This window comes from Paenibacillus sp. 2TAF8 (genome assembly GCF_052114825.1).
Lineage (GTDB): Bacteria > Bacillota > Bacilli > Paenibacillales > Paenibacillaceae > Paenibacillus.
The window spans coordinates 291,575-297,805 of record NZ_JBFRFN010000005.1 but is presented as its reverse complement, the minus strand read 5'-3'; the positions used below and the strand labels follow the sequence as shown (position 1 = coordinate 297,805).

General features: G+C 47.2%; 6 protein-coding genes. All 6 read left to right on the top strand.

Annotation, left to right across the window (positions count from 1 at the left end):
* Positions 1 to 707 precede the first annotated feature (707 nt).
* The 6 genes from AB4Z30_RS10190 (at position 708) to AB4Z30_RS10165 (ending at position 6,184) form a co-directional block, all read left to right on the top strand.
* On the top strand, positions 708 to 1,070 hold the full coding sequence (locus tag AB4Z30_RS10190) for an arsenate reductase family protein (protein ID WP_441925834.1): 363 nt from the start codon (positions 708 to 710) through the stop codon (positions 1,068 to 1,070).
* A 246-nt stretch (positions 1,071 to 1,316) separates the two neighbouring features.
* Entirely contained in the window at positions 1,317 to 2,210 is an 894-nt protein-coding gene (locus tag AB4Z30_RS10185; RefSeq protein WP_441925832.1) for a 5'-3' exonuclease, read from the top strand.
* Between the two features lie 5 nt (positions 2,211 to 2,215).
* Positions 2,216 to 3,322, top strand: a complete 1,107-nt coding sequence (locus tag AB4Z30_RS10180; RefSeq protein WP_441925860.1) for a phosphodiester glycosidase family protein — start codon at positions 2,216 to 2,218, stop codon at positions 3,320 to 3,322.
* A gap of 29 nt (positions 3,323 to 3,351) precedes the next feature.
* Positions 3,352 to 4,038, top strand: a complete 687-nt coding sequence (locus AB4Z30_RS10175; protein ID WP_441925830.1) for an MOSC domain-containing protein — start codon at positions 3,352 to 3,354, stop codon at positions 4,036 to 4,038.
* A gap of 82 nt (positions 4,039 to 4,120) precedes the next feature.
* Complete coding sequence (locus tag AB4Z30_RS10170) at positions 4,121 to 4,999, top strand: ROK family protein (RefSeq protein WP_441925828.1); 879 nt, start codon at positions 4,121 to 4,123, stop codon at positions 4,997 to 4,999.
* A gap of 183 nt (positions 5,000 to 5,182) precedes the next feature.
* Entirely contained in the window at positions 5,183 to 6,184 is a 1,002-nt protein-coding gene (locus AB4Z30_RS10165; protein WP_441925826.1) for an HRDC domain-containing protein, read from the top strand.
* The last annotated feature ends 47 nt before the right edge of the window (positions 6,185 to 6,231 follow it).

Genomic DNA, 6,231 nt, shown 5'->3' with positions numbered 1-6,231 from the left:
GTAGAGCTCAGCGAGCAAAGCGTCTGAACAGCACGCCGAAGGCTAAAAGGGTTTTGAAGCTTTAAGGTTTTGAGCCGTAGAGCTCAGCGAGCAAAGCGCCTGAACAGCACGCCGAAGGCTAAAGAGGTTTTGAAGCTTTGAGTTTTTGAGCCGTAGAGCTCAGGGAGCAAAGCGCCTGAACAGCACGCCGAAGGCTAAAGAGGTTTTGGAGCTTTGAGTTTTTGAGCCGTAGAGCTCAGGGAGCAAAGCGCCTGAACAGCACGCCGAAGGCTAAAAGGGTTTTGAAGCTTTTAAGGTTTTGAGCCGTAGAGCTCAGCGAGCAAAGCGCCTGAACAGCACGCCGAAGGCTAAAAAGGTTTCGGAGCTTTGAGTTTTTGAGCCGTAGAGCTCAGGGAGCAAAGCGCCTGAACAGCACGCCGAAGGCTAAAAGGGTTTTGAAGCTTTTAAGATTGTTCAGGCTTTAAGGTAATTAAAGCCTCGATCCATAAGTCTCTTAGTTTTTGAGCTAAGGATTCTCCCAACATATCTCTAGCAATGTTGGAATTAATGTTGAAAAAATCATTGCGAAATGAGGGGCGATAAGCCCCCATTCACCAACAAAAAAACTGCAAGGCGAGGGTATCGGGATGGAGCGACTTTTGGATTTGCGGAGCAAACCAAGGGAAGCGAGAGGTCGATACCCGAGCCCCACGAAAGGAGCAACATCCATGAAACTTAAAGTATACCAATATGCCAAATGTGGTACGTGTCGCAAAGCCGTGAAATGGCTTGAAGCGAAAGGACATGAACTGGAACTGATCCCTATTTTTGATACACCGCCATCGAAAGACGAATTAACCGAGCTGATTCAGAAGAGTGGACTCGAAGTGAAAAAGTTTTTTAACACGAGCGGGGAAGTCTACAAAGAGCAACAGCTTAAGGACAAGCTGCCAGACATGTCCCAGGAAGAACAGATTGCGTTACTGGCTTCCAATGGTCGTCTAATCAAACGTCCCATTGTAACCGATGGAGATCAAGTCACAGTTGGCTTCAAAGAAGAAACGTACGAACAGCAATGGAGTAACGGATAACCCATAGCTCGACACATGTACCGGGACAAGCATTGTCCATAAGTACATACCAGGGAGTTTAGCCTTGAATTGTTCACAATTCAGGGCTTTTTTGGTTCAGCGAGGCAGTGGCATAATTATGCTGAATGAGGGTTGGCGTAACTATGGTATAATGATAGAATGAGTTTCGACATTTAATATACTATTGAAGTTGGTAGCGAAGTTTGTTTATCCAGCTTTCATAGATCAAGGAGAGAATAAATTCAAGTGAATCAACGTAATGAACCTACTTTGTTACTGGTGGACGGTATGGCAGTGTTGTTCCGGGCTTTTTATGCGACATCTGCAAGCGGATATATCAGACGTACAAAGGCAGGGCTTCCGACCAATGCAGTCTATGGTTTTATCCGTTATTTTTGGGATGCGGTTCAGACGTTCGGACCAAGCCATGTCATCTGCTGCTGGGATATGGGAGGCAAGACATTTCGCGGTCAGGAATACGCAGCGTATAAAGGGAATCGTGCCGAAGCACCGGATGACCTCATTCCGCAGTTTTCTCTGATTCGTGAAGTAATGGATAGTCTCAACATTCCGAATATAGGTGCTGAGGGATTCGAAGCCGATGATTGTATCGGAACGCTAGCTAAGTATTACACCGAAGAAACCGATATGAATGTAATGGTGCTGACGGGTGACCATGACATGCTGCAGCTGATTAATGACCGCACAAGTATCATTATTATGAAAAAAGGTCACGGCAACTACATGGTTTACAATCCGGAAACGCTGATGGCTGAGAAACAATTGACGCCTCGCCAGGTCATTGACATGAAGGGTTTGATGGGTGATGCCAGCGATAATTATCCCGGAGTACGTGGAATTGGTGAGAAAACGGCTTTGAAGCTTGTACAGGAGTATGGATCAATTGAAGGGATTTTAAGCAATTTGGATCAACTTACCCCTTCGGTACGCAAAAAAATTGAGAGTGATCTCGATATGCTGCATCTGTCTCGCAAACTGGCAGAGATTCACTGCGAAGTCCCGGTGGCGTGTACGCTGGATGGCTGTGAATTGCGTTTAGACCCGGATATGGTGATGGACAAGTTTGAACAACTTGAGATGAAGAGCCTTGGCTCTTGGATGGGAGTGGCAATAGGGTGAGCAAGATGATGATGAGAAAAACGAGTAAAACGTGGTGGACTGGGGCGCTCGCCCTCGTCCTGGCATTTCCGGTTTTACTGTCCGGGGCAGTAAGTGCACCGCAGACTGTGGAAGCTAAAGCAGCTATCAGCACGAAAGTACAGAAAGTGAATGCAGCAGGACGTAGTTTTAGCGTGCAGACTGTTTCGATTCCCAAAGGTACACCGGTAACGGTAGGACTTGCGAAGAAACAGGTTGGTCAAACCGCGACATTGCCTTCTATTGTGAAAGCGTACGGCGCACAAGCCGCGATTAATGGAGCTTTTTTTGAAGCGTATCACGGAGCGCCTGATCCTTACGGTATGTTAATAGCAAATGGAAAAGTTATACATATAGGAAGATATGGCACGTCGATCGGCTTTAAGGCCGATGGCTCAGCGATGATGGATTCACTTCAAGTGAGTTTGACAGGCACGGTCACAGATACAAATGGAAAATCACGCAGCTGGTATGCAACATTTATTAACCGAACGCCTTCTGCAGACGCAAGTATCTCGATGTTATACACTCCTGAGCGCGGAGCCAACGTTGGATTTAAGGGCGGAACAGCAGTGGTTATGGAGAAGGGTGTAGTAACCAAAAAAGTACCTAACACAAATGTAGCGATTCCCAAAAACGGTTCTGTCCTTGTCTTCACAGGTCGGGAGAAGTCCACATCAGACCGTTTCACGGTTGGTTCTACAGTAGAGATGAATTACAGGTATACTAACGCAGCCGGTCAGGAAATTCCTTGGCAGGATGTTATTACGGCTGTGGGGGCTGGTCCACGACTAGTCAAAGATGGCAAGATCGCTGTTAATCCGGCAGGTGAAGGGTTCAAAGATCCCAAGATTCTGAATGCATCCGGAGCAAGAAGCGGAATTGCAATCATGGGCGATGGTTCGATTATGATTGCCACCGTTTCTGGTGCTACAATAAAACAGTGGGCAGCTGTGATGCAAAAGCTGGGAGCTAAACAGGCAATGAACCTGGATGGTGGTGCATCCTCTGGTATGTATGCAGGTGGCAAGATGCTGACCTCTCCAGGCAGGCTGTTAAGTAATACACTCGTGTTTGGCGGTTCTGTTCGATAAAAGAACAATTGCAGGAGGTATGATGCGGCATGACACCTATAAGCGATCCGATAACTGAAGAGGGTAGCACGGCAGTTCTCGCAATTAATGTAGGCCTGCCTAAGCCACTGCCTGGTCAGAAGCATGAAGTGTTGAGTGGTATCGTGAAACATCCTGTCTCTTCCCCGGTATTCCTGTCATTCACCGGAATGACTGGGGATGCCCAGGCAGATATGGTGCATCATGGTGGTCCTGATAAAGCTGTTTGTGTATATGATTACAGCCGTTATGCGGCGCTTGAGCAGTTGATGGATCGCAAGCTGAATTGGGGAGCTTTCGGAGAGAATCTGACCGTTACAGGCTGTACGGAAGAAGAGGTGCGCATTGGTGACGTATTTGAATTAGGAGATGCGCAGGTACAAGTCAGCCAGCCGAGACAGCCATGCTTCAAGCTGAGTGCACGATATGATTATAAAGAGCTGCCTTTGTATTTTCAGGAAAGTGGACATACTGGCTTTTATTTTCGAGTGCTGAAAGAAGGGGAAGTTGGTCCTGCGTCAAGTTTCAGAAAAGTTCGTACAAATGCTGCATACATGACGATCCTTGAAGCTAACCGGATCATGCATCAAGGGAAGCAGGATGCGGAAGGCATGCGGGCTCTCTTGGCTATTCCTGTGCTTTCGGATAGCTGGAGACAGACTTTGCTGAAGCGGCTAAACAAGCTTGAGCATAACTGAGCTGTATCACAGAGCCTCATTCATATTCATTGGGGCATTCGAGTTTCTTTATTTTAAACCAACGTGGGAGTGAGGAACTAACATGACAGTTTTAGGTGCGATTGAAGCAGGAGGAACCAAATTTGTATGTGGTATCGGGACAGAAAATGGAGAGGTACTGGAACGAGTAAGCTTCCCTACGACCACACCGGAAGAAACGATGGCCCACGTCATCTCTTTCTTTGAAGGCAAAGGCATTGAAGCGCTCGGTGTAGGTTCATTCGGTCCGATTGATCCCATTGAAGGAAGTCCAACCTATGGTTACATCACAACAACACCGAAGCCGCATTGGGGACAATACAATATGATGGGCAAACTCAAAGAACACTTTGATGTCCCCATGACGTTTGACACCGATGTAAACGGAGCTGCTCTGGGTGAAGCTACTTGGGGAGCTGCGCAGGGACTGGATAGCTGTCTGTATATAACGGTAGGTACAGGCATTGGTGCAGGAGCCGTTGTTGGCGGGAAAATGGTGCATGGATTGTCACATCCCGAGATGGGGCATATCATCGTACGAAGACATCCGGAAGATGAATATGCAGGATTTTGCCCATATCACGGGGACTGCCTGGAAGGTCTCGCAGCAGGGCCAGCCATTAACAAACGCTGGAAACAACCAGCTTATGAATTGCCGGCAGACCACAAGGCTTGGGAGATCGAAGCACATTATCTTGCACATGCTCTGATGCATTATGTGTTGATTCTTTCGCCTCAGAAAATTGTAATGGGCGGAGGCGTGATGAAGCAGGAGCACCTGTTCCCGATGGTTCGCAGCAAACTGCAGGAATTGCTCGGAGGTTATGTGCAGCATCCGTCACTTCACACTGGAATGGATGAGTATATTGTTTCACCAGGTTTGGGAGATAATGCTGGCTTGTGCGGTTCACTGGCACTGGCGAAATTAGCCTTGGCGAAATAAACCGTTCAGGGATTGACGAATTTTACCAGTGTGTTATGATATAGCCAACAGTATAGTACGGTTAATGAGGAAGCACCTCTCTTGCAACGATTTTGCAGGAGGGGTGCTTTTTTGTGCTGTCTGGAAACAGAGAGTGCTTTTCTTAATCGGACAGGCTGTAACATCCAAAGGAGGGAACAAACAATGGAAGTTATCTTCATGAACAAATTATCCAGAGTGTCAGATCAGAATGAGGAGATTGCCCAGTTATGGATTGGCGAGGAGGAGTATACCTGGCATTTGGGATGGAGCCAATATGAAGCAGGTGATCGGGAAGATACGATCTGGTATGAAGGAACATCGTGGGAAGAGCTGCTACACATTTATCGTCATCAACTTGCCATGCGAATGAGCGAAGGGTATCGTCCACTGCTGCATGGATTGTACCACGAAAATGAGGATTTGAAGCTGCGTAGTTATGCGGGCCAGCGCCTGCATTGTTTTAGTGAATTATACGGAAATGAGCAATTGTATGAGGAACTGTGCGCATGGCGCAGGCAAAAAGCGGCTTCGGACCGAAAAGCTCCTTATTTTGTAGCGACGAATCGTTTACTACGGTTAATCAGTGCCTTTATTCCACATACGATGGACGAACTAATGCAGCTGCCAGGTGTTGGCGAGAGCAAAGCAACGGAATATGGGCTGGAATGGCTGGAAATGACGAGTGGGATCGAGCGATTGAGATCTTTCCCGTTAGACTGGGTGTATACAGTGTTGAAAGAAGAAGAGTACGAAAGCTGGCTATACAAGCAGAAAGAGCAGAAATACAAGCAGGAACTGGATAAATTCATCACGCGTAAACATGTGCTGGAAGGAATGAAGGCAGGACATACCTTGGAAACGATTGTGACTAAGTCGGGATTATCCCGGCGGGAATTAATCGAACTTTTGGAAACGCTGGATCTGGAGGGATATGACACGGATTCTTTGCTGGATGTAGAACTGTCCGTAATGCCTGAGACTGAACAAGAGGCAGTATGGAATGCCTATGAGGAGTTGGGAGATATGTTTTTAAAGCCTGTCTTACATAAAGTTTATGGGGGAGAGCGCCCAGAAGGAGGAAGTTTGGAGCAAGTGTACGAGCGGTTACGTATGATTCGCATTCGTTTCCGCAGACATGCCGAAACTGAGCGCAATGCAGGTTAGTTAAAAAGCGTTCAAAAGCAAAAGATATCAAAAAGACGAAGTCGTCC

Excerpts from the sequence above, each read along its gene's own strand:
- AB4Z30_RS10175 (WP_441925830.1), top strand. The coding sequence starts at position 3,352 with ATGACACCTATAAGCGATCCGATAACTGAAGAGGGTAGCACGGCAGTT.
- AB4Z30_RS10190 (WP_441925834.1), top strand. The coding sequence starts at position 708 with ATGAAACTTAAAGTATACCAATATGCCAAATGTGGTACGTGTCGCAAA.
- AB4Z30_RS10165 (WP_441925826.1), top strand. The coding sequence starts at position 5,183 with ATGGAAGTTATCTTCATGAACAAATTATCCAGAGTGTCAGATCAGAAT.
- AB4Z30_RS10180 (WP_441925860.1), top strand. The coding sequence starts at position 2,216 with ATGATGATGAGAAAAACGAGTAAAACGTGGTGGACTGGGGCGCTCGCC.
- AB4Z30_RS10170 (WP_441925828.1), top strand. The coding sequence starts at position 4,121 with ATGACAGTTTTAGGTGCGATTGAAGCAGGAGGAACCAAATTTGTATGT.